Origin of the sequence: Amycolatopsis eburnea (assembly GCF_003937945.1) — a bacterium.
In the GTDB taxonomy this organism is placed as follows: Bacteria; Actinomycetota; Actinomycetes; order Mycobacteriales; family Pseudonocardiaceae; genus Amycolatopsis; species Amycolatopsis eburnea.
In genome coordinates this window covers 220,826-243,053 of sequence record NZ_RSEC01000048.1, presented here as the reverse complement: position 1 = coordinate 243,053, position 22,228 = coordinate 220,826, and the positions used below count along the sequence as shown (strand labels likewise).

The following is a 22,228-nucleotide window of genomic DNA, read 5'->3' as shown; positions in this document are numbered from 1 at the left end:
CGGAGAACGCTAGATCCGCGCGACCGGCCGATCGATGCCGTCAGCACCCGGATGCGGGGTGGTGCCTGCGCTACCCCGCGTCCCGCTGCAGGTACGCCAGCACGGCCAGCACCCGCCGGTGCCCGCCGCCTTCGTCGGACGGCAGCCCGAGCTTCGCGAAGATGTTGCGGATGTGCTTGAGCACCGCGCCGTCGCTGACGACGAGGAGCTCGGCGATCGTGCCGTTGTTGTAGCCCTCGGCCATCAGCGCGAGCACTTCGCGCTCCCGGGCGGTCAACGCGGCGAGCGGGTCGGCGGCCCGGCGGCGGGCCATCAGCTGGCTGATCACCTCCGGGTCCATCGCCGTGCCGCCCTTGGCGACCCGCTGGAGCGCGTCGACGAACCGCTCGACCTTGCCGACGCGCTCCTTGAGCAGGTAGCCGACCCCGCCGACGCCGTCGGCGAGCAGCTCGACCGCGTAGCTCGTTTCGACGTGCGCGGACAGCACCAGCACCGGCAGGCCCGGGTGGATCTCGCGGGCCCGCACGGCGGCGCGCAGGCCTTCGTCGCGGTGGGTCGGCGGCATCCGCACGTCCATCACGACGGCGTCCGGCCGGTCGCCTTCGACGAACGCGAGGAAGTCCTCGGCGTTGTCGACCGCGGCGGCCACCTCGATGCCCGACGTCTTCAGCAGCAGCGCGAGACCTTCGCGCAGCAGCGCGTCGTCCTCGGCGATCACGACCCGCATGGCAGCTCCACTCGCAGCACGGTCGGCCCACCGGGTGGGCTGGTCAGGGTCAGCGTTCCGTCGAAGGCCTCGGCGCGCCGCCGGATCCCGGCGAGCCCGCTGCCGGCGGATTCGTCCGCGCCGCCGCGGCCGTCGTCGCGGATCTCCAGGCGCAGCACCCCGGGCGGGCCGCTCAGCGTGATGTCCACTTGGGACGCGTCGGCGTGCTTGGTCACGTTGGCCAGCGCCTCGGCGACGACGAAGTACGCGGCCGCCTCGACCGCGGCCGGGCGCCCGGCGTCGCCGGAAACGGTGACGGTGACCGGGACCGGGCTGCGTTCGCCCAGCGCGCGGACGGCGCCGGCCAGGCCGCGTTCGCTCAGCAGCGGCGGGTGGATGCTGCGGACCACCGTGCGCAGCTCGGCCAGCGCGTCGGTCGCCGTGTCCTGGGCCTTGACCAGCAGCTCGCGCGCCGCGGCCGGGTCGCGGTCGTAGAGCTGGCCCGCGACACCCAGCTGCAGCACGACGGCCGCGATGCGGGCCTGGGTGCCGTCGTGCAGGTCGCGCTCGATGCGGCGCAGCTCGGCGCCGTGCGCCTCGAGCGCGGCCGCGCGCGTGGCGGTCAGTTCGGCGACGCGGTCGGCGAGGACGACGCCCGGGCCCGGGGCGAGCAACGCCCGCGCGGTCCGGGCCTGCCAGCGGGCGAGCCGCGGCAGCAGCAGGATGGCCGCGGCGAACGCGACGGCGACCAGGAGCGTCAGCCCGGCGCGCGGCCACGAGTTCACGACCAGCCCGACCGAACCCTCGACCCCGCCGGGCACCGCGGGCCACACGAAGGCCGTGACGAGCTGCTGGACGACGCCGAGCGGGAGCCCGACCGCCAGCGAGCCGAGGAACAGCCCGGTCGCCGCGTGGATCGCCAGCCACGCGAGGTCGCGGCGGGTGGCCGGATCCTTCAACGGGGAGCCGTCCCGGTAGGGCTCGGGGATCGGGGTGCCGAGCGCTTGCGCGGCCCGGCGGCGGTCGACCCCGACGGGCCACCGCGACAGCCGGATCGCCGGGGCCAGCGACGGGATCCCGACGCCGAACGGGCACAGCAGGAGCACGGCGAAGAGCCCCACGAGGGCGAAGATCGACAACAGCGACGTGCCGGCGCCGACCACGAGGTAACGAGCCGCCGACCAGCACTCGCGCAGGCGGGTCGTCACGCCGCCAGTGTCCCACCCCACCGCCGTGGTGGTGCTGGCGCTACCCCCGATCCACCCGTCCACGGGATCGAACCCGCGGTCGCGGACGCCTAGTTTTCGTTGGGACGCAAGCAAAGGGGAACACGATGACGACAGCGTATGCCGTGGAGCTGGCCGGCGTGCGGAAGGTGTACGGCTCCGGTGACGGCGCGGTCACCGCGCTCGACGGGGTCTCGGCGGGGGTGGCGCGGGGCTCGTTCACCGCGGTGATGGGGCCCTCCGGCTCCGGCAAGAGCACCTTCCTGCACTGCGCGGCCGGCCTGGACCGGCCGACGTCGGGCCGGGTGCTGCTGGGCGGCACCGAAATCGGCAGGCTCAAGGAGAGCGAGCTGACGCGGCTGCGGCGGACCCGGATCGGGTTCGTCTTCCAGGCCTACAACCTGCTGCCGGCGCTGAACGTGCTGCAGAACATCACGCTGCCGCTGCGGCTGGCCGGGCAGAAGCCGGACCCGCGGTGGCTGCGCGAGGTCGTCGAGGGTGTCGGCATCGCGAAGCGGCTGGAACACCGGCCGGCCGAGCTGTCCGGCGGGCAGCAGCAGCGTGTCGCGATCGCGCGGGCGCTCGTCACCCGGCCCGAGGTCGTGCTGGCCGACGAACCGACCGGCGCGCTCGACACCCGCACCGGGCGGCAGGTGCTGGACCTGCTCCGCGACGTCGTCGAGGGGATGGGGCAGACCGTCCTGATGGTCACCCACGACCCGGTCGCGGCGTCGGCCGCTCACGGCGTGCTGTTCCTGGCCGACGGCAAGCTGGCCGGTCACCTCCCGCACCCGACCCCCGAGCGGGTCGCGGAGCGGATGACGCACCTCGGGGAGTGGTGAGCGTGCTGTCCCTCGCGTGGCAGACGATCCGGAGCAGGCTCGGCGGGTTCGCCGGCGCCTTCATCGCGATCCTGTGCGGGACCGCCCTCGTGGCGGCCTGCGGGGTCCTCATGGAATCCGGCCTGCGGGCCGGGGTCCCCACCCAGCGGTACGCTGCCGCGGCCGTCGTCGTCGGCGGGGCCCAGACCGTGCGCCCGCCCGGGGCCGACGCGCTGTCGTTCGAGCAGGTCGGCGAGCAGCCCGCGGTCCCCGCCGAGCTGGCCGGGCGGATCGCCGGGCTCCCCGGCGTGCGGGCGGCCGTGGCGGAGCAGAGCTTCCCGGCGCGGGTCGTGACCGGCGACGGCCGGGTGCTGGGCGGCGCGCAGTCGCTGGGCCACAACTGGGACGCGGCCGCGCTGGCGCCCTTCACCCTGCGCGCGGGGCAGGCCCCGGCGGCACCCGGCGAGGTCGTCCTCGACGCCGCGCTGGCGCGGGACGCCGGGGTCGGCGTCGGCGGGCAGGTGCGGATCGCGACGCGCTCGACGCCGGTCGAATTCCGGGTCAGCGGGATCGTCGACTCGATGTCCCGGCAGTCGGCGCTGTTCTTCACCCCGGACCAGGCCGTGGCGCTGGCCGGACGGCCCGGGCAGGCGCACGCGATCGGCGTGCTGGCCGGCCCCGGCGTCGCCCCGGAAACCCTCGCCGAGCGGGTGCGGGCGGCCGCGCCCGGCACCGAGGTGACCACCGGCGTCGAGCGCAGCAGCATCGAGTTCCTCGACGTCAGCCAGACGCGCACGCTGCTGCTCGCGATCGCGGGCTCGTTCGGCGGCTTCGCGCTGCTCGTCGCGGTGTTCGTGGTGGCGAGCACCCTGGCGCTGACCGTCAACCAGCGGCGCCGGGAGTTCGCGCTGCTGCGCGCGGTCGCGGCCACCCCGCGGCAGATCCGCAAGCTCATCGGCACCGAGACGACGTTGATCGCGCTGGTCGCCGGTGTCCTCGGCAGCGCGCTCGGGCTCGCGGTCGCCTCCGGGCTGCGGGACGCCTTCGCCGCGATCGGCGTCGTCCCGGCCGACTTCGGCCTCGCGATCAGCCCGATCCCGCTGGTCGCCGCGCTCCTGCTCGGCCTGGGCGCGGCCCGGCTGGCCGCCTGGGCGGCGTCGCGGCGGCCGTCGGCCATCAACCCGGTCGAGGCGCTGACCGAGGCCGCGGTGGAACGGCGCGAGCTCGGCCGCGGGCGGCTGATCACCGGCTGGGCCCTGGTGCTCGCCGGGTTCGGCGGCGCGCTGGTGCCGCTGTTCCTGCGCGGGGACGTGGCGACCGCGATCTCGACGATGGCGACGCTCGTGGTGGTCATCGGGCTGGCCGTGGTCGGCCCGCAGGTGACCGGCCTGGTCGTGCGGTTCCTCGCGCCGGTGCTGGCGCGGGTCTGGCGGATCAGCGGGTACCTGGCGGGCGCGAACGCCCACGCCGGCGCCCGGCGCGTCGCCGCCGCCGTGACCCCGCTGCTGCTGGCGGTGGCGTTCGCGCTGGCCACGTTCTACAGCCAGACGTCGAGCACGGAAGCCGCGCGGCGGGAAGCCGAGCGGTCGACGACCGCGGACTACGTCCTGGCCGCCCCGGCGGGGGTGCCGCCGGAGGTCGCGGCGGCGGTCCGGCGGGTGCCGGGCGTGGCCGTGGCGACGCCGGTGGTCCGGACCTCGGTGCTCACCGCGTCCACCGTGGGCGACAGCGTCGAGGTCCAGCGGACACCGGCGCAGGGACTGGCGGCCGATCAGGCCGGGGGAGCGCTGGAACTCGGCGTCGACGCCGGGCGGCTCACCGACCTGACCGGCGACGCCGTGGCGCTGAGCCGCTCGGAAGCGGACTGGCTGGACAAGAAGATCGGCGACGAGGTCGAGTTCTACTTCGGCGACGGCGTCCCCGCGAAACTGCGGCTGGTCGCCACCTACACCCGCGACCTGGCGTTCGGCGACTTCGTGCTGCCGGTCGAGCTGGCCCGGCAGCACATCGGCGGCCGCCTCGACGATTCGGTGCTGGTCCGGCGCCAACCGGGGGCGGACGCGGACGCCGTCGCCGCGGCGTTGCGCGCGCTGCCGTACCCGGGCGTGGTCGTGGCGTCGGCGTCGACGGCGTCCGCACCCCAGGGCGGTGACCGGCAGGCGCAGTTCTACCTGAACCTCGTCGCGGTCGGCGTCATCGTGGGGTACCTGGCGATTTCGGTGGCCAACACGCTGGTCCTGACGACGGCGCAACGCAGCCGCGAATTCGCTCTGCTGCGGCTGGTCGGCACGACCCGGCGGCAGGTGACCCGCATGATGCGGCTGGAGGCGCTGGCCACGGTCGGGATCGCGGTGGTGCTCGGGACGCTGGTCGCGGTGGTAGCGCTGGCTTTCCTCAACTTCGGGCTGCGCGGCACGCCGGTGCCGGCCGGGCCGTGGTCCGTCTACTTCGGAATCACCGGCGGCGCGGTGCTGCTGGGGATGGTGGCGATCGGGGTTGCGACGCGCGTTGCGTTGCGCGCCAAGCCGATCGACGCGATCGGGCTGCGGGAGTAGCGGGGTGCGGGGTGGGCCTGCCGGTCCACCCCGCACCGGGTCAGCAGGCCGTGCCGGTGTCCTCGCCGGTGTAGGACGACACGAGGTACTGCGTCGTCCGGCCGAGCAGCGCGGCGGTGCCGGCCGCGACGCACTTTTCGCCGTAGAACGTCTTGATGCCACCGCCGTAGGCCAATGCGTAGACGTTGATCTTCGTGGCAGTTGAACCGCAGTTGCCCCAGTAGTAGTCGCGCGCGTTGGGGCCGGCCGACCCCTGCGTCGCGTAGTTGCCGCAGGTGACCGACTCCGACGCGGCCGCCGGTCCGGCCACCACGGGCAGGGTCGCGCAGGCCAGCCCGAGTGCGGCCGCCGCCGCGATGCGTTTCATGGAACCCCCCGTTGGGTAGGAAAAACGGTGCGGCGCCCACGCTAGCGCTTTCCGGCGGCGGCCATTGCCCCTGAATTCCTAGGGGTTGACGGAAAGGGCCGCTCGCGGGAGCATCGAAACTTTCCGAAAGTTATTGCCCCACCACCCGCGCAGCTCGCATGCTTTCGCCATCCAGCCCTCGACGAGGAGGAAGCATGCTCACCAAGAAACGCGGCCGTTTCCGGGTTTTCGTCACCGGGGCCGCCCTGGCGCTGACCGCCACGCTCGTGCCCGGCGTCGCCCACGCCGACACCGTCATCACCACCAGCCAGACCGGGAACAACGGCGGCTACTACTACTCGTTCTGGACCGACGGCGGCGGCTCGGTCAGCATGACGCTCGCTTCGGGCGGCAGTTACCGGATGAACTGGAGCAACGTCGGGAACTTCGTCGGCGGAAAGGGCTGGAGCAACGGCAGCCGCCGGACGGTGAACTATTCCGGCAGTTTCTACCCGTCGGGCAACGGCTACCTGGCGCTCTACGGCTGGACGTCCAACCCGCTGGTGGAGTACTACATCGTCGACAACTGGGGCACCTACCGGCCGACCGGCACGTACAAGGGCACGGTGACCAGCGACGGCGGCACGTACGACATCTACCAGACGACCCGCTACAACGCGCCGTCGGTCGAGGGGACCAAGACGTTCAACCAGTACTGGAGCGTCCGGCAGCAGAAGAGGACCGGCGGCACCATCACCACCGGTAACCACTTCGACGCGTGGGCCCGCTACGGCATGCGGCTGGGCAGCTTCAACTACTACATGATCCTCGCGACCGAGGGCTACCAGAGCAGCGGCAGCTCGAACCTGACGGTGAGCTGAGCGTGCGGGCCACGAGGATGGTGCTGACGGCCGCGCTGGTGGCCGCGGCGGGCGCCTTCGCGGTCACGCCGGCCCAGGCGGCGGCGTGCGGCGGGTACGTCGGCCTGACGTTCGACGACGGGCCGTCGTCCGGCAACACCCCGGCACTGCTGAGCGCGTTGCGGCAGAACGGGTTGCGCGCCACGATGTTCAACGAGGGCCAGTACGCGGCCGCGTACCCGGCCCAGGTCGGCGCGCAGGTCAGTGCGGGCATGTGGGTGGGCAACCACAGCTACACCCACCCGCACCTGACCCAGCTGGGCCAGGCACAGGTCGACTCGGAGATTTCCCGCACGCAGCAGGCGATCGCGGCCGGGGGCGGCGGCACGCCCCGGCTGTTCCGCCCGCCGTACGGGGAAACGAACGCGACGGTCCAGGCGGTGGCGTCGAAGTACGGCCTGCGCCAGATCATCTGGGACGTCGATTCCCAGGACTGGAACGGCGCGAGTGTCGACGCGATCGTCGCGGCCAACGCGCGGCTCCAGAACGGCCAGATCATCCTGATGCACGAATGGCCGGCCAACACCCGGGCGGCGATCCCGCGCATCGCGCAGACCCTGGCGAGCCGGGGCCTGTGCGCGGGGATGATCTCGCCCTCGACGGGCCGGGCAGTGGCCCCGGGCTGACCTCGCCGCAGCCGGGTCGTGGGTGTTCGGCCGGGTTCTGCCCCAATGCCGTTAAGGCCACCTTACGGGCGTCTGACGCCCGTAAGGTGGCCTTAACGGCAGTCGACCACCCGGCCACACCCACGACCTGTAGCGTGCTTGAGCGTGACCGGGGATGAGCCGCGGGCGATCCGGGTGATCGTGGCCGACGACCAGCAGGCCGTGCGCGAAGGCCTGGCCGCGCTGCTGGACCTGCTCGACGGCGTCGAAGTGACCGGGACCGCGGCGGACGGGGCGAGCGCGCTCGAGCTGGTCGCGCGGCTGGCGCCCGACGTCGTGCTGATGGACCTCACCATGCCGGTGCTGAACGGGACCGACGCGACCCGGCGGATCACCCGGGACCACCCGGACGTCGCCGTCGTGGTGCTGACGACCTACGCCGACGACGCGTCGATCACCGGCGCGCTGGCCGCCGGGGCGCGCGGGTACCTGACGAAGGACGCGGGCCGCGCGGAGATCGGGGCCGCGTTGCGGGCCGTGGCTGCCGGGCAGCTGACGTTCGGGGCCGAGGTTTCGCGGCGGGTGGCCGGCGCGCTGCTGGACCCGGGCGCGCGGAAAGCCGTCCCGCGCGCGGAAAGCCTGCCGGACGGGCTCACCGCGCGGGAGGCCGAGGTGCTCGGCCTGATCACCGCCGGGCTGAGCAACGGCGAGATCGCGGCCGAGCTGTTCGTCGCCGAGACGACGGTGAAGACGCACATCAACAACGCGTTCGCCAAGATCGGCGCCCGCAACCGGATCGAGGCCATGCGCTACGCCGTGCGGCACGGCCTCGACCACGATTGATCTTCACGATTTGCCGCGCTCGTTCAGGTAATCGAGCGCTTTTCCGCCGACCTCTTTCGCCCGGTCGTACCGGCCCGCTTTCTTGAGCGCGTACACGACCACGCCGAGCAGCAGGATCAACAACAGGATCCCGCCGCCGATGATGGCGAAACGGAGCAGCAGGAAACCGAGTACCTCACCCATGGCGCATTCCCTCCGGACCGCGGTGCCGGTGCACCGACCGGGAGGAAACTAGCGCCGGACCGGGGTGGAGGAGGACCTCCGCGGGGTGGAGATCGAGGTGGAGACCGCCCAGGTCACTCGGCGACTCTGGTGCGCCCGCACCAGGCGAACACCGGGACCTGGTCGCCCTCGGCGCCCGTCGTGAACTCGCCTTCGTGGGAGAAGTGCTCGTACCCGGCGCCGAAGCTGACCTTCGCGACTTCGCCGATGCTGCCGACCGTCCATTCCCGGTGGCGTTCGATCAGCTCGGCCGGACCACCGGAAAGCGTCACCTTGATATTCGTCATGATTCATCTCCGTGGGTTCGCCTGCGCGGAGGAAAAGCAGGAAATGTGGCCTACGTCTCTCGACGATGCCTGACCGCCGATCGCCGTGTCAAGATGTCCGGCTCCTATTAGGGAATTCCCTGGAACAGGGGTTGACCCCGCATTTGTAAGGGTTTTCCGGGAAGTGGGATAGGGGTTGCCGCCCCGGCGGCCGTGCGCTCGCGGGCAAGCGGACGGTTAACTCGGACATTTCACCACCTCGGCGTGCGCCGGTCGGCTCGCGTTCCCCCGGCGTTCACCCCACGCGCGTGCCCACGTCATTTGCGGTGCCTAAGTTTCTGGCGCAGCCGCGAAGGGAAGGGACCCATGGACGCACCCTGGGCAGTGAAAGCGCGCGGGATCACCAAGTGCTTCGGTGACGTCGTCGCGCTCGACGGCATCGACTTCGACGTGGCGCCGGGGGAGATCCACGGGCTGGTCGGCCCGAACGGCGCGGGCAAGACGACGCTGCTCGGCCTGCTGCTGAGCCTCGCGGTCGCCGACGAAGGCAGCTTGGAGATCCTCGGCACGCCGGTCGGCCGGGCACTGGCCGCGCCCGCGGGGGTCGCGGGCTTCGTCGACGGCCCGGGCCTCTACCCCGCGCTGACCGCGCGGCAGAACCTGGCGGCGCTGGCCGCGCTCCGGGACGCGGCCGCTGACATCGATGACACCCTCGGCCGCGTCGGCCTCGCGGACGTCGCCGACGACCGCGTCCGGGGTTTCTCGCTGGGCATGCGCCAGCGCCTCGGCCTGGCTGCGGCCCTGCTCACCGAGCCGCGCCTGCTGGTCCTCGACGAGCCGGCCAACGGCCTCGACCCGGCCGGCAAGAAGCACGTGCACGGCGTCCTCGAGCAGCTCGCGGACGGCGGCACGACGGTGGTGCTGTCCAGCCACCGCATGGACGACCTCGAGGCCCTGTGCTCGGAGGTGACGATCCTCGCCACCGGCCGCGTCGCGTTCACCGGCCCGCCCGCCAAGCTGGCCGCGGAGAACCGCGAGCTGGCCTACCGCCTGCGCACCTCCGACCCGGCGGCCGCCCGGCGGGTGATCGCCTCGACCCCGGGGGTGGCGGCGGACGACGGACCGCGGCAGGACGAGGAGGTCCTGGTGGTCCGGGCGCTGGTGCCGGCGCTGGACGAGCTGGTCCGCCGGCTGGTGGGCGAGGGGGTGGCGGTCCGGGAGCTGGCGCCGGTGGTTTCGCCGCTGGAGGCCGCGTTCCTGGCGCTGACGGAGCAGGAGAACGCCCGATGACGGCGCCGGTTGGCGGTCTTGTCGCGCTGCCGGACCCGCGCCCGATGTCTGTGGCGGGTGGCGGTCTTGCCGCGGCGGAACCGCGCCCGATGTTCGCGGCGGGCGGCGGTTTCGCCGCGCCGGCGGAACTGCGCTCGATGACGGCGCCGGTTGGCGGTTTCGCCGCGCTGCCGGACCCGCGCCCGACGTCCGCAGCCGTTGGCGGCCGCACCGCGCGGGCGCGACCGTCTTCGGCGGTGGTCCCCGCTTTCCAGCCTGCCGCGCGCCGGTTGACCGCGCCGGTCGGCGCCCTCGCCGCACCCCCGATGACCACCCACCGCTCGGACCAAGCCCCGCAGCAGGAGCGCACCCGATGACCGCCACCACCACGGCTCCCCTCCCCGCCGCCCGCCCCGTCGCGCTCCTGCGTGGCTACCGGTTCGAACTCGTCAAGCTCTTCGCCGCCTGGCGCATCCGCTTGCTCATCCTCGCCTGCTGGCTCGCCCCCGCGGTCTTCGTCGCCGCCGTCAGCCGGCAAAGCTCGCTGCCCGTCGACACCCTCTTCGGGCGCTGGATGAACGCCAGCGGCTGGGCCGGGCCGCTCGTCATGCTCGGGTTCGCCGGCAGCTACGCGCTCCCGCTGCTCACCTCGGTCGTCGCCGGGGACGTGTTCGCCGCCGAGGATCGGCTCGGGACCTGGCGGCACCTGCTGGTGGCCGTGCGGTCGGCGCGGCGGATCTTCGCCGCCAAGGCGCTCGCCAGCCTGACCGTCATCGTCGTGCTCGTCGCCGGGATGGCGGTCTCGAGCACCGTGGGCGGGCTGGTCGCCGTCGGGAGCCGGCCGCTCGTCGGGTTCGACGGGCACCTGCTCGCGCCCGGGGACGCCGCCGGGCAGGTCGTGCTCGCGTGGGTGTGCGTGCTCGCCCCGACGCTCGCGCTCGCCGGGGTCGGGCTGCTCGGGTCGGTCCTCGGGGGACGGTCGCCGCTGGGGTTGCTGCTGCCCGCCGTCGTCGCGCTCGCGATGGCGCTCGCGCAGCTGCTGCCGCTGCCGGTGGCCGTGCGGCTCGCGCTGCCCAGCTACGCCTTCGTCTCCTGGAACGGCCTGTTCACCGAGCCGCGGCAGCTCGGGCCGCTGCTGATCGGGGTCGGGGTCGGCCTTGCGTGGGCCGTGCTCGCGACCGCGCTCGCGTACGTGCTCTTCCTCCGCCGCGACTTCACCAACCCCGCCCACGACGGCCTGGGCCGCCGGGCGTTCACCGTCGGGGCGCTGCCGCCGGTCGCGCTCTTCGCCGTGACCGCCGCCGTCATCGCCGCGTCCGGACCCGCGCTGGGGTCGGGCATCGACCAGGACAAGGTGCAGCGGTCGGTCGCCACGGCGTTCGCCCACCTCTACCGGCTGCAGACCGCTCAGCTCAACCGCCCCGACGTCACCGAAGCGCGGCTCGGGGCCACCGCCGCGTGCACCAAGGGCGACGGCCTGGTCGCGGCCGAAGGACCCGGGAACGACTGGCGGTGCGTCGTCTCCTGGCACCTCCCCGGCGTCGAGGCGACCGGATCGGCCGTCTACCAGCTCGACGTCACCTCGGACGGGCGGTACGTCGCCGACGGCGACGGACCGAAGGAAGTGAACGGCTACTTCCAGGTGCGGACCCCGGACGGGGACCAGCCGAACCCGCTCTGGCAGTTCGACGCCAACGTCGAGCTGCTCACCACCACGAAGGGATAACCCCGATGCAGGTAACCCGCCGCAGACGGCGTGCCGGGAAGAGCCGGAGCAGCGGCCGCCGGCTGCGCTACGCGACGGCCGGTTCCGCCACGTTCGTGCTCGTCGCCACCGGCACCGGTGTCGGTGTGGCGTCGACGGCGCAGTTCGGGACCGACCAGGTCGGCCAGGTCACCGAGAACGGCCAGGTCGTCTCCGCCGACCAGTACCTCAAGCCGATCGGCGACCGGCTGGTCGTGAACAACGGCAAGATCATGGCGTCCTCGGTCAGCCCGGACGGCACCCACCTCGCCGCGCTGACCGCCGACGGTGGCATCGCGCTCACCATCGCCGACCTCAAGAGCTGGAAGGTGCAGCAGCTCGTCGGCAATTCCGCGACGGCGAACCTGCGCATCGCCGGCAACGACGTCGGGCAGGAAGGACCGTCGTACTCCCCGGACGGCAAGAGCCTGTGGCTGGCGCAGACCGACGGCTACACGAAGTTCACCGTGAACCCCGACGGCACCGTGGCCGCGCCGGCGGCGGTCAAGATCCCCGCCGACGGCCCGAAGCACGCGCTCGTGGCACAGGCGGTCTTCTCGCCCGACGGGTCCACTGTGTACTCCGCGGTCAACGGCCAGAACCGCGTCGTCGCCCTCGACGCGGCCACCGGCGCGATCAAGCAGAGCTGGGCCGTCGGCAACGCGCCGCGCGACCTCGTGCGCGTCGGGACCAAGCTGTACGCCAGCAACGAAGGCGGCCACCCGGCCCGGCCCGGCGAGCCGACGCTGAACTCCTACAACACCCAGGTCCCGGCCAGCCAGTTCACCGGCGCCACCACCAGCGGCACGGTCAGCGTCATCGACCTGGCGAACACCGCCGCCGCGCCGAAGAGCATCGACGTCGGCCTGCACCCGACCGCGGTGTACGCCGCCAAGGGCGCGCTGTTCGTCACGAACACCGCGAGCAACACGGTTTCGGTCATCGACCCGGGCCGCGACCAGGTCGTCCAGACCATCGCGACCCAGCCGTGGCCGGAAGCGTCGGTCGGGTACGAGCCGGATGGCGTCACGCTCACCGGGGACGGGCACCTGCTGGTGACGCTCGGGCGCGCCAACGCCGTCGCCGTCTACCGCTTCCAGAGCGCGCAGGAGCCGGTGAGCTACGTCGGGCTGCTGCCGACGGACTACTTCCCGACCGCGATCACCACGGTCGGCCCGGACGTCCTCGTCTCCAACACCCGCGGCATCGACGCCCGCCGCCCGACGACGGCGGCCGGGCACGGCACCCACGACACGACGTCGAGCCTGCAGAAGTTCCGGCTGCCCGACGACCACGCGATCCGCGGCTACACCGCGCAGGTGTTCAAGCAGAACGGCTGGACGGACAACTCCGTCCAGCTGGCGACGGACAACGGCCACCGCAGCCCGGTGCCGGTGCCCGCGCGCCTGGGCGACCCATCGACGATCAAGCACGTTTTCCTGCTGGTCAAGGAAAACCGGACCTACGACCAGGTCTTCGGCGACGACGCGCGCGGCAACGGCGACCCGAGCGTGAACCAGTTCGGCGAGAACGTGACGCCGAACCAGCACGCGCTGGCGAAGCAGTTCGGGTTGTACGACAACACCTACGACATCGGCACGAACTCCGCCGAGGGCCACAACTGGCTGATGCAGGCCGACAACCCCGAGTACACCGAGTCGTCGGCGGGGGAGTACCTGCGCAGCTACGACACCGAGGACGACGCGCTCGGCCACCAGAGCTCCGGGTTCCTCTGGACCGGCGCGCAGGCGGCCGGGAAGTCGGTGCGGGACTTCGGCGAGTTCCAGCAGTTCCTGACCAAGCCGGCCGGGGCGAGCTGGCAGAACCTGTACTGCGACGCCAAGAACATGGCGGCCACCGGGGAGCCGACGGCCTACCCGCTGGTGTCGTCGTCGCCGATCCCGTCGCTGAACAACGTTTCCGTGCCGGGCTTCCCGAAGTTCGACACCTCGGTGCCGGACGTCTACCGCTACCAGATCTGGAAGAACGACTTCGAGAAGAACGGACCGGCCAACCTGAACATGTTCTGGCTGTCCAGCGACCACACCGGCGGCCCGCCGAACGCGGCCGCCCAGGTCGCCGACAACGACCTCGCCGTCGGTCGCATCGTGGACGAGATTTCGCACAGCCAGTACTGGAAGGACTCGGCGATCTTCGTCGTCGAGGACGACTCGCAGGCCGGTCTGGACCACGTCGACGGGCACCGGGCGCCGGTGCAGATCATCAGCCCGTACGCCCAGCACGGCGTCGTCGACAGCCACTACTACTCGCAGATCACGATGATCCGGACGATCGAGCAGATCCTCGGGGTCAAGCCGATGAACCAGAAGGACAGCGCGGCGACGCCGATGAGCGCGGCCTTCACGAAGAAGCCGGACTTCACGCCGTTCACCGCGCTGCCGAACCGGACGTCGTTGACGGACGGCCTGAAGACCCAGCCGTCGTGCGGGCCGGACACCCCGGCCGCGGCGAACCCGGCCGCGGCGCCGGTGCCGTCGTCGGCGGTGCCCGCCGACAAGCGGCAGGTGGCGGCGCAGTGGCAGGAGTGGACGACGCACCAGCGGCTGACCGGCCCGGACGCCGTCGCGGACTACGCCAACCCCGCGCAGATGAACCACTTCACGTGGTACCAGACGCACGGCTGGCAGCTGCCTTACCCGGGTGAGAACCAGGTGTTCGCGCCCGAGCAGGTGCCAGGGGCCTACATCCCCGCTCCGGAGTCGGACGGCTGAGCGACCCCGTCGTGAGGGGGCCTGCTCCCCCTCACGACGGGAACACCTTGCCGGGGTTGAGGATGCCGTGCGGGTCGAGGGCCCGCTTGACCGCGCGGTGCAGCTCCAGGACCTCGGGGCCGAGTTCGCGGGCCAGCCCGGGCTGCTTGAGCAGGCCGACGCCGTGCTCGCCGGTGACCGTGCCGCCGAGGTCGAGGGCGCCGGCGATGATGTCCTCGAACGCGGCCTGGGCGTTCTTCTTCGCTTCTTGGTCCCCGGCGGGCGTGACGAGCAGCGGGTGCAGGTTGCCGTCGCCGATGTGCGCGACGTTCGCGATGAGCACCCCGTGGCGCCGCGCGGCGGCGTCGATGCGGGCGAGCATTTCGGGCACGGCCTGGGTGGGGACGCAGACGTCCTCGGTGAGCAGCGGCCCGAGCCGTTCCAGTGCGGGGTAGGCGAGCCGGCGGGCGGCGAACAGCGCGTCCGCCTCGGCCTGGTCGGTCGACCGCGCGGCCCACGTCGCCCCGGCCTGTTCGAAGCACGCCAGGATCTCCGCGGCTTCGTGCTCGCCCAGCGCCCCGGGCGCGTCGGTGCGGGCGAGCAGGACGACGTTCGCGTCGGCGCTCAAGCCCATGTTCTTCCACTCGTCCACGGCGGCGAGGCAGTGCCGGTCGACCAGCTCCAGCGCCGACGGCAGCACCCCGCGCGCGGCGACCGCGGCGGCGGCCTTCCCGGCGGCGACCGTCGTGTCGAAGTACCCGGCGATCGTGCGCTCGGCGGCCCGGGCGGGCCGCAGCCGGACGGTGACCTCGGTGACCACGCCCAGCGTCCCCTCGGAGCCGACCAGCAACCCGGTCAGGTCGTAGCCCGCGACCCCCTTCGCGGTGCGCCTGCCGAGCCGGGCCAGCTCGCCGGTGCCGGTGACGATCTGCAGGCCGAGCACGTAATCGCGGGTGACGCCGTACTTGACGCAGCAGACGCCGCCGGCGTTGGTGGCGACGTTCCCGCCGATCGTCGACCACGGTGAGCTGGCCGGATCGGGCGGGTACCAGAGACCGCGCTCGGCGCAGGCGGCCCGCAGGTCGTCGTTGACGACGCCGGGCTCGACGACGGCGTACCGCTCCGGCTCGTTGATCTCCTTGACGGCGGTGAGCCGGTCGGTGACCAGGACGACGCAGCCGTCGACGGCGTTCGCCCCGCCGGACAACCCGGTTCCGGCGCCGCGGGTGACCAGCGGCGCGCGGTTCTTCACGCAGGCCCGGACCACGGCTTGGACCTCTTCGGCGCTGTGCGGGCGCACGACCACGGCGGGCTGGGCGTACGGCGCCCACTCGGCTTCGTCGTGGGCGAAGCTCCGCGCGACGTCGGGGTCGCGGACCAGCCGGTCGGCCGGCAGGGCGGCGGTCAGATCGTCGATCAGCACCTCCGGAACCTATCCGACGCACCCCGCCGGACGTGTGTTTCGCACGGGCAATCGAGGAGACGTTCCCCTTGACGCGCAGCTGCCACTCTGATCCGCAGCTTCCTCTCCGAGTGGTGAAATTCCCGACTGGGGTGGTGAAATGAAACTGCTAGCCCTGCTCCACAGCCCGGCGGCCAGTGGCGGCGACACGACGACGCGGCGGATCGCCGAGCACCTGTCCGCCAGCGGGCACCCGGTGCGGCTCGAGCCCCACGAAGGCGCGGTGACCGCGGCCGCCGAGGACGGTGACGTGCTCGCGATGGTCGGCACGCACGCGCTCCTGAGCGGCAGCACGTTCCTCGAGATCGGGCTCCCGTACGTGCTCGTCCTGGGCGGCACGGACCTCAACGAATACGCGCTGGAACCGGTGTTCCACCAGGTGATGACCCAGGCGGTCGAGCGCGCCGCCGGCCTGGTCGCGTTCAACGACGACTTCGTCCGGCGCAGCCGCGAGCTGTGGCCGCAGGTCGCCGACAAGGTGCGCTACATCCCCCAGGGCGTGCGCACGACGCCGTCGGACTACTCGCTGCGGCGCGCGCTCGGCGTCGGCGCCGACGCGAAGCTGCTGCTCCTGCCCGCGGGCCTGCGGCCGGTGAAGGACCCGCTGTTCGCGATCGACTGCGTCAAGCGGCTGCACGAAGAGGACGAGCGCGTCCGGCTCGTCATCGCCGGCGTCTCCTACGACGAGGACTACGAAGCCATGGTGCGGCGGCGGTGCGGGGACAGCCCCGCGGTGCGGTACGTCGGCGCGCTGGCCCGCGACGACCTGCACGCCGCGATGCGCGAGGCGACCGCGGTGCTCAACACCTCGACGTCGGAGTGCAGCCCGAACTCGCTGCTGGAGGCCATGGACGTCGGCTGCCCGGTCGTCGTGCGGGACATCCCCGGCAACACGTGCCTCGTCGAGGACGGCGTGACCGGCCTGGTGTTCGCCGACCGCGACGGCTTCCACGCCCAGGTGCGGCGGCTGCTCGACGACGACGTGCTGGCCCGGCGGCTGCGGCGGCACGGGCAGGAGCACGTCCGGCGCACCCACGGCATGCGGGCCGAGCGGGCCGCGTACGCCGCGGTGTTCCGCGACCTGCTCGACGACCTGCCGCCGGACGTGCCCGTGCCGTCGCGCGACCGGGTCGTGCGCGCCAACGGCGTCGACCTCTGCGTGCAGACCTTCGGCGACCCCGCGGACCCGGCGATCCTGCTGGTGGCCGGGTCGGGAGCGTCGATGCTCGCGTGGGACGCCGGGTTCTGCGAACTGCTCGCGGACGAGGGCCGGTACGTGATCCGCTACGACCACCGCGACACCGGCCGGTCGGTGAGCTACCCGCCGGGGGAACCGCCGTACGAGCTGCAAGACCTGGCCGCGGACGCGATCGGCGTGCTCGACGCGCTCGGCGTCGAGCGGGCGCACGTCGTCGGGATTTCGCTGGGCGGCATGATCGCGCAGGTCGCGGCGCTGGCCGAGCCGGCGCGGATCGCGTCGCTCACCCTCGTGGCGACCAGCCCCGGCGAGAGCGCGGACGGCCCCGGCCTGCCGCCGCCGTCGCTGCGCGTGCTGCGGGCGCTGGCCGACGTCGAACCGCCCGACTGGACCGACCGCGACTCGGTTGTCGAGCACCTCGTGGCCGCGGCGCGGCCGCTGGCCGGGCCGTCGCGGGACTTCGACGAGCACGCGCACCGGCGCGTGGCGGCCCGGGTGTTCGCCCGCGCCGGCGGCACGCTCGAGTCGGCGGGCAACCACGCCTACCTCGACCACGGCGCGCCGTGGCGGCCCCGGCTCGGCCGGATCACCGCGCCGACGCTGGTGGTCCACGGCGCCGACGACCCGATCCACCCCGTCGCCCACGCGCACGCGCTCGCGGCGGCGATCCCCGGCGCGGCCCTGCGGATCCTCGAGCGGGCCGGCCACGAACTGTCCGAAGTGGACTGGCCGGAGCTGGTACCGGCCCTCGTCCGCCACACCTCAGGTCCGGAAGGGCGGCTTTCCCGTGCAACCACACCCCTGTGACTGCAGCCCGATGTGCGAGCTGCGGGCGGCGAACCCGATGCGGATCCAGCCGACGCGCTCGGGCCGCGACGGCACGTTCGCGGCCGTTTCGCCCTACCGCCGGGCCGAACCGGCCACCGGCGACCTCGCCACGCGCGTGACGAGCTACGTCGTCCTGACGCTCGACCCGGCGGTGCCCGACGTGGCCGCCGACTACTGGATGCACAGCGAACGCTTCTACCGCGCGGTGGCCGACCCGATCGGCGCGCGGCTGGGCGGCGACCTCGCCTACCGGCGGCTGGTCGCGCACCCGACGGACGTCGAGGCCGAGCGCGCGCTGGCCGCGCGGGTGGCGGACCTGTTCGCGGAAGACCCGGCGCTGGCGGAAGAACTGGCCGCCCGCGCCGACGTCGCCGACGACAACGTCTACATCAACTACTTCCGCGGCCCGGACTACGCGCTCGGCGCGCGGACCGCCGACGTCGAGCGGCTGACCTCGCTCGCCGCCGGGACGCCGGTCCGCCCGGACGGCCGCGGCGACGAAGTGCTCGTCGTCGTCCCGATCTCCGACCGCGACGGCGCGGGCCGGATCCGGAACCTGATGGCGTGCCTGCTCGCGTTGCGGGACCAGACGATGCCCGCGTCGGACTACCGGGTGACCGTGGTGGAGTTCGACGAGAAACCGCGGTGGCGCGACCGGATCGAGCCGCTGGCCGACCACTACCTCCACGTCACCGGGCACGGCCTGTTCAACAAGTCGTGGACGGTCAACGCCGGTGTCCGCCACACCCTCGGCGCCGCCCGCACGCTGTGCCTGCTCGACGCCGACATCCTGGTCGACCGCGACTTCCTGCGGCGCAACCACGCGCGCTTCGCCGAGCACGGCCACGACGCGCACCTGCCGCACACCGAAATGCTGTCGCTGGACGCGCAGTCGAGCGACCGCCTGATCGAAGACCGGTGCGGCGGGCGCAGGCCCGAGGTCCCGCTCGCCGGGGCGCGCGGGCTGCTGCTGCGCGACGTGCCGGGCGCGTGCCTGTGGCTCACCCCGGAGCTGTTCGCCGAAGTCGGCGGGCTCGACGAGCGCTACCGCGGCTGGGGCGGGGAGGACGAGGACATGCTGTACCGCGTCGCCACCGCGGGCACGGCGGTCCAGTTCGACGACGTGTTCGTCCACTTGGCACACCGGCGCCCGGCGATGCGGCGCGAGGACGGCGCGCCGTTCAACGCGCACGTCCCGGTCGGCACGTGGAACGGCGCGCAGGGCTACGGCGACCTCGAGCGCGTCACCGGCACCGATGACTAGCACCGTCGCCCCGCCGCTGCGCCGGCCCCGGACCGCTGTCGCCACGGTGTTCTTCGTCGTGGGCGTGCTGCTGGGCACGTGGTTCACGCGCGTGCCGGAACTGCGCACGGCGCTGGGCCTGGACTTCGCCGAACTCGGCGCGGTGCTGCTGTGCCAGACGGTCGGCGTGCTGCTCGCGATGCAGGTGGCGGGTCACCTCTCCGCGCACCTGGACACCCGCACGGTCCTCCGCTGGACGGCGGCCATCCTCCCGTGGTGCCCGGTCCTGGTGACGGCCACGTCGGGCCCGCTCGCCGCGGCGGCCGCGATGCTGGGGTGGGGCCTGCTGGCGGGCCTGCTCGACGTGGCGATGAACGCGCAGGGCGTCGAGCTGGAACGGGCTGGTGGCCGCCCGTTCTTGAGCAGTCTCCACGCGGTGTGGGGAGCGGGCGCCTTGGCCGGTTCGCTCGGTTCGCTGGGCGCGATCCGGGCGGGATTGTCGCTGGGCACGCACTTCTTCCTGGTCGCCGTGGTCCTGTGCGCGCTGGCGCTGGCGGCCGGGCGGCACGCGCTGGCCGCGCGTCCGGGCCCGCGGAAACCGGTGGGCCTGCTGTCCGGCTGGACCCGAGCGGTCCTGGTCCTGGGCGCGCTGGGCGCGGCGGCGGCGTTGTGCGAAGGCGCGATCTCGAGCTGGTCCGGCGTGTTCCTCCGCGAGCAACGCGGCGCGGCCGTCGAGGTGGCTTCGCTGGGGTACTTCGTGTTCGTGCTGGCCCAGACGGCCACCCGGGTGTTCGGCGACCGCGCCCACCGCACCTTCGGCCCGGTGGCGTCACTGCGCTGGAGCATGGCGGCGACGGTGGCGGGGGTGCTGGTTTCGGTGCTGTCCCCGGATCCGTGGGTGGGGTTGGCGGGCTTCGCGGTGCAGGGATGTGGCTTGGCGGTCGTGATCCCGGTTGTTTCGGGAGCGGTCGGGCATGGGGCCGGCGGGAACACGAGCTTGGCGATCGCGCGGTATTCGACGTTGCACCAGGCGGGAGTGCTGGCGGGACCGGCGTTGTTCGGGTGGCTGGCGCAGACTTGGGGGATCGGTGTGGCGCTGGCGTTGCTGGTGGTGCCGCTGGCGGTGATCGCGGCTTTGGCGGGGGCGACGGCGCGGGAGGGGTAAGGTCCGCTGGCGAGGTGCTGAATTGTCTTACGAGTTCTGCAAGATCTACGTCCGCGCGGACTCGGTCGACGCCGTCCGCCGGGTCCTGCCGGACGAATCCTCACTCGACGTCCTCCGCAACGACGATCGCCTGCCCCTGGCGCGGTCCGGCGACGACTTCGTGCGGCGGCCCGCCGACCCCGCCACCGTCGTCCGGCTGGTCACCCAGGTCCTCGAAACCCTGTGGCGCCACGCCGGCGGGATCGCCCGGCTCCGCAGACCCCCAAGATCCCCCGGAACTGCTTGAACACGCAATCAGATGCGAGTACTAGTGGCAGCAGGGCCAGTACGGTCCGTTGGCACTTCAGGGGAGCATCGATGCGTCTTGGTTTCAGCCTGCCGGTCTTCGGCAAGGCGGCGGCCACACCGGGTGGGATCGCGCGGTACGCGAAGGCGGCCGAGCAGGCGGGGGCGGCCAGCCTCTGGGTCGGCGACCGGCTGCTGTCGCCCGTCGCGCCGGTCGTGGCCTACCCCGGTTACGACACCATGCCCGAGGAATTCCACACCGCGCAGGACCCGTTCACCGCGCTCGCGATCGCCGCGGCGGTGACCGAGAACGCGGTCCTCGGGTCCAGCACCATCAACGCCACGCAGTACCAGCCCGCGAACTTCGCGCGGCTGCTGACCAGCATCGACGTCGCCAGCAACGGGCGGTTGCTGCCCGGGCTGGGCATCGGCTGGTCGCCGGACGAGTACGACGCCGTCGGCATCCCGATGTCCGAACGCGGCAAGCGGCTGGACGACCTGCTCGACCTGCTCGGCAAGTGGTGGACCCAGGACCTGGTGTCCCACACCGGGATCGGCTACACGATCGCCGAGACCCACGTCGACCTCAAGCCGGTCCGGAAGCCGCCGGTGCACCTCGCCGGGTTCGGCGAGAAGGCGCTGCGCCGCGTCGCCGAGCGGGCCGACGGGTGGCTGCCGGTCTGGTCGGTGCCCGAACAGTTCCCGGCGACCGTCCTCACCGACACCCTCGCCAAGCTCCGCGCCGGCGCCGAGCAGGCGGGCCGCGATCCGCAGGCGCTGGGTGTCGCGCTGCGCGTGAACGCCGCTCCGGAGGCCAAGCCGGAAGCCATCGCCGAGTCCGTCGTCCAGATCGTGTCGACGCTGGAGCCGGACGAGGTCTTCGTCGACCTGACCTACCTGACCAGCAGCGTCGAGGAGCACATCGACCTCACCGGCCGCCTGCTGGAGCTCACCGCCCAGGGCTGAGCGACGCTAGCGCCAGGTTCGCTCGCCGGGGTGCCACAACCCCGGCGGGGGAGCTGGCCGCAACAGCGGCGTGATGAACGCATCGGCGAGCGCGAACGCGCCGTCGAGTGTCCTCAGGTCGCTGGGCAAGGCGCCGACACCGCGGGCGGCGCCGGCGTACCCGCCGGTCCAGTCCTCCCCGGGCGCGGCGAACCGGTCCGGGAACCGCACGGGCGTTCCCGTGGTCCGGCGTCGTTCGGCTTCGAGGTGAACGATCCGGTGCGTGAACTCGCCGGGTAGCGTGCTCTTCACGGCGACGAGGATGAGGTCCACCAAGTCCTTGTACCGGGTGGAGGTGCCGACGCCGCCTGCGCCGTATCCGGTGTACAGGGCGCAGATCTTGTCGCTGACGACGTCCTCGAGTGGGTACATCCGGACTTCGGGCCAGGTGGTGCAGTCGCTGGCGAAGGCAGGCGGCAACGGCTCGGTGATGATCGATCCACGAGGGCGCTCGCCGGCGGTGACGACATCGACGCTGGTGCCGGCCATCCGCTGGAGCCCGATTCTGGCTTCGAAGTGGATCTTGCGTGTCGGCCGGTCCATGTCCTGGATCTCGGCGGTCCTGGTGTGGACGTAGATGAGGCTTTCGACGGCCGCCTCGACGGTGGTTCGGTGGCTGATCAGGTCGATGTCGGTGGAGTGCCGGTTGTTCGGCCACCGGACGAGCAACGACTGGCCTCCTTCGAGGACCCAGTCTTCGCCTTGCGAGGTGAAGACGCGGGCCAGCAGGCGCCGGTGATAGTGCCGCTCGACGAGCTCGGCGACGGACACCCCGGAGAGCAGGGCTTCCTTTGCGGCCATCCCACGA

The 22,228-nt window shown here is 72.8% G+C and carries 21 protein-coding genes; 14 read left to right on the top strand and 7 right to left on the bottom strand.

What is annotated here, in order from left to right; all coding sequences use genetic code 11:
- Nucleotides 1-70: 70 nt before the first annotated feature.
- Entirely contained in the window at nucleotides 71-727 is a 657-nt protein-coding gene (locus tag EIY87_RS22570) for a response regulator (RefSeq protein ID WP_125311404.1), read from the bottom strand.
- Entirely contained in the window at nucleotides 715-1,914 is a 1,200-nt protein-coding gene (locus tag EIY87_RS22565; protein WP_125311402.1) for a sensor histidine kinase, read from the bottom strand. Before EIY87_RS22565 ends, EIY87_RS22570 begins: the two co-directional genes overlap by 13 nt.
- A gap of 125 nt (nucleotides 1,915-2,039) precedes the next feature.
- On the opposite strand from EIY87_RS22565, the gene EIY87_RS22560 reads away from it, so the two are divergent.
- A complete protein-coding gene (locus tag EIY87_RS22560) occupies nucleotides 2,040-2,774 on the top strand; it encodes an ABC transporter ATP-binding protein (RefSeq protein ID WP_125311400.1) in 735 nt (244 codons plus the stop codon).
- Entirely contained in the window at nucleotides 2,768-5,308 is a 2,541-nt protein-coding gene (locus EIY87_RS22555; protein ID WP_125311398.1) for an ABC transporter permease, read from the top strand. The genes EIY87_RS22560 and EIY87_RS22555 overlap by 7 nt, the downstream gene beginning before the upstream one ends.
- Before the next feature lie 40 nt (nucleotides 5,309-5,348).
- Here the strand turns inward: EIY87_RS22555 and EIY87_RS22550 are convergent, their stop codons facing one another.
- On the bottom strand, nucleotides 5,349-5,675 hold the full coding sequence (locus EIY87_RS22550) for a hypothetical protein (protein WP_125311396.1): 327 nt from the start codon (nucleotides 5,673-5,675) through the stop codon (nucleotides 5,349-5,351).
- A gap of 194 nt (nucleotides 5,676-5,869) precedes the next feature.
- On the opposite strand from EIY87_RS22550, the gene EIY87_RS22545 reads away from it, so the two are divergent.
- The 3 genes from EIY87_RS22545 (at nucleotide 5,870) to EIY87_RS22535 (ending at nucleotide 8,022) form a co-directional block, all read left to right on the top strand.
- Nucleotides 5,870-6,535, top strand: a complete 666-nt coding sequence (locus tag EIY87_RS22545; protein ID WP_125311394.1) for a glycoside hydrolase family 11 protein — start codon at nucleotides 5,870-5,872, stop codon at nucleotides 6,533-6,535.
- A 17-nt stretch (nucleotides 6,536-6,552) separates the two neighbouring features.
- Entirely contained in the window at nucleotides 6,553-7,200 is a 648-nt protein-coding gene (locus EIY87_RS22540; protein ID WP_191984230.1) for a polysaccharide deacetylase family protein, read from the top strand.
- Between the two features lie 144 nt (nucleotides 7,201-7,344).
- Nucleotides 7,345-8,022 (top strand): response regulator, encoded by a 678-nt coding sequence (locus EIY87_RS22535; RefSeq protein ID WP_191984217.1) that lies wholly within the window; start codon nucleotides 7,345-7,347, stop codon nucleotides 8,020-8,022.
- A gap of 3 nt (nucleotides 8,023-8,025) precedes the next feature.
- Here the strand turns inward: EIY87_RS22535 and EIY87_RS22530 are convergent, their stop codons facing one another.
- The gene (locus tag EIY87_RS22530) at nucleotides 8,026-8,205 is read right to left on the bottom strand and encodes a hypothetical protein (RefSeq protein WP_125311390.1); all 180 of its coding nucleotides are present in this window, start codon (nucleotides 8,203-8,205) and stop codon (nucleotides 8,026-8,028) included.
- A gap of 113 nt (nucleotides 8,206-8,318) precedes the next feature.
- Entirely contained in the window at nucleotides 8,319-8,531 is a 213-nt protein-coding gene (locus EIY87_RS22525) for a DUF5988 family protein (RefSeq protein WP_125311388.1), read from the bottom strand.
- Nucleotides 8,532-8,876: 345 nt separating this feature from the next.
- On the opposite strand from EIY87_RS22525, the gene EIY87_RS22520 reads away from it, so the two are divergent.
- Genes EIY87_RS22520 through EIY87_RS22505 form a run of 4 tightly spaced genes read left to right on the top strand, consistent with a single transcriptional unit; the run spans nucleotide 8,877 to nucleotide 14,255 of the window.
- Nucleotides 8,877-9,800: an ABC transporter ATP-binding protein gene (locus tag EIY87_RS22520; protein WP_191984216.1), complete on the top strand. Its 924-nt coding sequence runs from the start codon at nucleotides 8,877-8,879 to the stop codon at nucleotides 9,798-9,800.
- A complete protein-coding gene (locus EIY87_RS22515) occupies nucleotides 9,797-10,156 on the top strand; it encodes a hypothetical protein (protein ID WP_125311386.1) in 360 nt (119 codons plus the stop codon). The genes EIY87_RS22520 and EIY87_RS22515 overlap by 4 nt, the downstream gene beginning before the upstream one ends.
- Nucleotides 10,153-11,505 (top strand): ABC transporter permease, encoded by a 1,353-nt coding sequence (locus EIY87_RS22510; protein WP_125311384.1) that lies wholly within the window; start codon nucleotides 10,153-10,155, stop codon nucleotides 11,503-11,505. Before EIY87_RS22515 ends, EIY87_RS22510 begins: the two co-directional genes overlap by 4 nt.
- A 5-nt stretch (nucleotides 11,506-11,510) precedes the next feature.
- Nucleotides 11,511-14,255 (top strand): bifunctional YncE family protein/alkaline phosphatase family protein, encoded by a 2,745-nt coding sequence (locus EIY87_RS22505; RefSeq protein ID WP_125311382.1) that lies wholly within the window; start codon nucleotides 11,511-11,513, stop codon nucleotides 14,253-14,255.
- 31 nt (nucleotides 14,256-14,286) lie between these two features.
- Here EIY87_RS22505 and EIY87_RS22500 read toward each other — a convergent pair whose 3' ends face one another.
- Nucleotides 14,287-15,657, bottom strand: coding sequence for an FAD-binding oxidoreductase (locus EIY87_RS22500; protein WP_125311380.1), 1,371 nt, complete (start codon nucleotides 15,655-15,657; stop codon nucleotides 14,287-14,289).
- 139 nt (nucleotides 15,658-15,796) lie between these two features.
- On the opposite strand from EIY87_RS22500, the gene EIY87_RS22495 reads away from it, so the two are divergent.
- From EIY87_RS22495 to EIY87_RS22475, 5 genes are all read left to right on the top strand, one after another.
- Nucleotides 15,797-17,701, top strand: a complete 1,905-nt coding sequence (locus tag EIY87_RS22495; RefSeq protein ID WP_125311378.1) for an alpha/beta fold hydrolase — start codon at nucleotides 15,797-15,799, stop codon at nucleotides 17,699-17,701.
- Nucleotides 17,702-17,711: 10 nt separating this feature from the next.
- Entirely contained in the window at nucleotides 17,712-18,986 is a 1,275-nt protein-coding gene (locus EIY87_RS22490) for a galactosyltransferase-related protein (protein WP_125311376.1), read from the top strand.
- The gene (locus tag EIY87_RS22485; protein WP_125311374.1) at nucleotides 18,979-20,130 is read left to right on the top strand and encodes an MFS transporter; all 1,152 of its coding nucleotides are present in this window, start codon (nucleotides 18,979-18,981) and stop codon (nucleotides 20,128-20,130) included. The genes EIY87_RS22490 and EIY87_RS22485 overlap by 8 nt, the downstream gene beginning before the upstream one ends.
- A 22-nt stretch (nucleotides 20,131-20,152) precedes the next feature.
- Nucleotides 20,153-20,416 carry a hypothetical protein gene (locus EIY87_RS22480; RefSeq protein WP_125311372.1) on the top strand — a complete coding sequence of 88 codons (264 nt, stop codon included), beginning with the start codon at nucleotides 20,153-20,155 and terminating at the stop codon, nucleotides 20,414-20,416.
- A 71-nt stretch (nucleotides 20,417-20,487) separates the two neighbouring features.
- The gene (locus tag EIY87_RS22475) at nucleotides 20,488-21,381 is read left to right on the top strand and encodes a TIGR03619 family F420-dependent LLM class oxidoreductase (RefSeq protein WP_125311370.1); all 894 of its coding nucleotides are present in this window, start codon (nucleotides 20,488-20,490) and stop codon (nucleotides 21,379-21,381) included.
- A gap of 6 nt (nucleotides 21,382-21,387) precedes the next feature.
- Here EIY87_RS22475 and EIY87_RS22470 read toward each other — a convergent pair whose 3' ends face one another.
- A complete protein-coding gene (locus EIY87_RS22470) occupies nucleotides 21,388-22,221 on the bottom strand; it encodes a nucleotidyl transferase AbiEii/AbiGii toxin family protein (RefSeq protein WP_158641340.1) in 834 nt (277 codons plus the stop codon).
- Nucleotides 22,222-22,228 lie beyond the last annotated feature (7 nt).